1 protein-coding gene is annotated in these 1,262 nt (G+C 32.0%); it reads left to right on the forward strand.

Annotated elements, in window-relative coordinates; all coding sequences use genetic code 11:
* Window positions 1-356 precede the first annotated feature (356 nt).
* Complete coding sequence (locus U9P79_00480; GenBank protein ID MEA2103109.1) at window positions 357-623, forward strand: hypothetical protein; 267 nt, start codon at window positions 357-359, stop codon at window positions 621-623.
* Window positions 624-1,262: the final 639 nt, after the last annotated feature.

Raw genomic sequence — 1,262 nt, forward strand, 5'->3', positions numbered from 1 at the left:
GCTGTTGGTGATGAACAAAAACATTAAGAACTCAGCAATTAAAAAAAATATTCAATCTTTTTTGCAGTTCCTGTATCATTAATTTTACAAAATTCCATGGTTTCTTCGGTAAACCCTCCTGCTACAGGAGGGCGAGGTCTGTAATTATAGAAATTATTCAAAATTCATTTTTTTATTCCTGTTTAAATATATAAATCTTTCTTTCTAAACATCTTCTTAAACGAGTGTACCCTTTTTGCATATAAAAAATATAAATATTGGATACTATTGAATTTATAAAAGAAAAAGCTTACACTAATCCCATTTTTGCGGGTTATTATTGGTTTCAGTAATATCAAAACAAAAAATGGATTATCATGCAAGCTTTCTCAGTTGAACAAAGCATACTTGAAGGAGAAAATCAAGTTGAAGAACTTTTTAAATTTGTTGGAAATATGAGCTGTAGTCTTGAAGCCTATGAAATGGAGAAAGCTATATTCAGTCGCTTGATGAATATTGGTTTATCTGCACTCAAGGCTTATTTTGCATCAGTGGGTACGGGGGATGTCTCGTCTGAACTGCTTTTAGAAGATGGAACGCTCATGAAAAAACAGCCTGAAGAAAAAAGAAGAAAAAGAAATTGATAGACACAAATGGGTTCATGATCGATTGCTCTCTATCTTAAATGGAAAGGTATACATAATATTGGATCATTATATTGGTCTTTTCCCCACAGGCGTGGGGATGATCCGGAATATCATTGATGATATCACTGCCATCTTCACTTTTCCCCACAGGCGTGGGGATGATCCGGTGTATCCTTATCGATATGGCACTCTTTTATGTACAAGCTTAATATGCAAATTTTTAAAAATCTTAAATTGAAAAAAACCGCAAGAAGAACTGGATTTTGTAATTGATGACACAAATATCAGATCTCGTGACTTTGCTAAAATTTTTTGGACAATTTTACAATAACTATTTGAATTTACAATCAATTAAAATATTGTGTAAAACATTATAAAAATTTGACAAAGCAAAATTCGTGCCATATAATGATTCCAGTAAGTTTCAACAAATTATAGGTAAAAATATAAGGAAATGTCAAAATCCAATCCAGAGATCTGAATATACAAAAAACAGGGAGAAAAATAGAAAATGTTTTCTTTATCTATGACCACAACCTTGGTCATTCAATATTAGGCTTGTGCATTGTAACACTGGGCATGTTTACCGGAAAAGGGTTTTTATCCAATTGACTTTGCTTATCGCTTTGGCAAAAA

Source organism: Candidatus Cloacimonadota bacterium (assembly GCA_034661015.1).
GTDB lineage: Bacteria > Cloacimonadota > Cloacimonadia > JGIOTU-2 > JGIOTU-2 > JAYEKN01.

What these genes read in the sequence shown, in the direction of transcription:
- U9P79_00480 (MEA2103109.1), top strand. Translation starts at nt 357, where the DNA reads ATGCAAGCTTTCTCAGTTGAACAAAGCATACTTGAAGGAGAAAATCAA.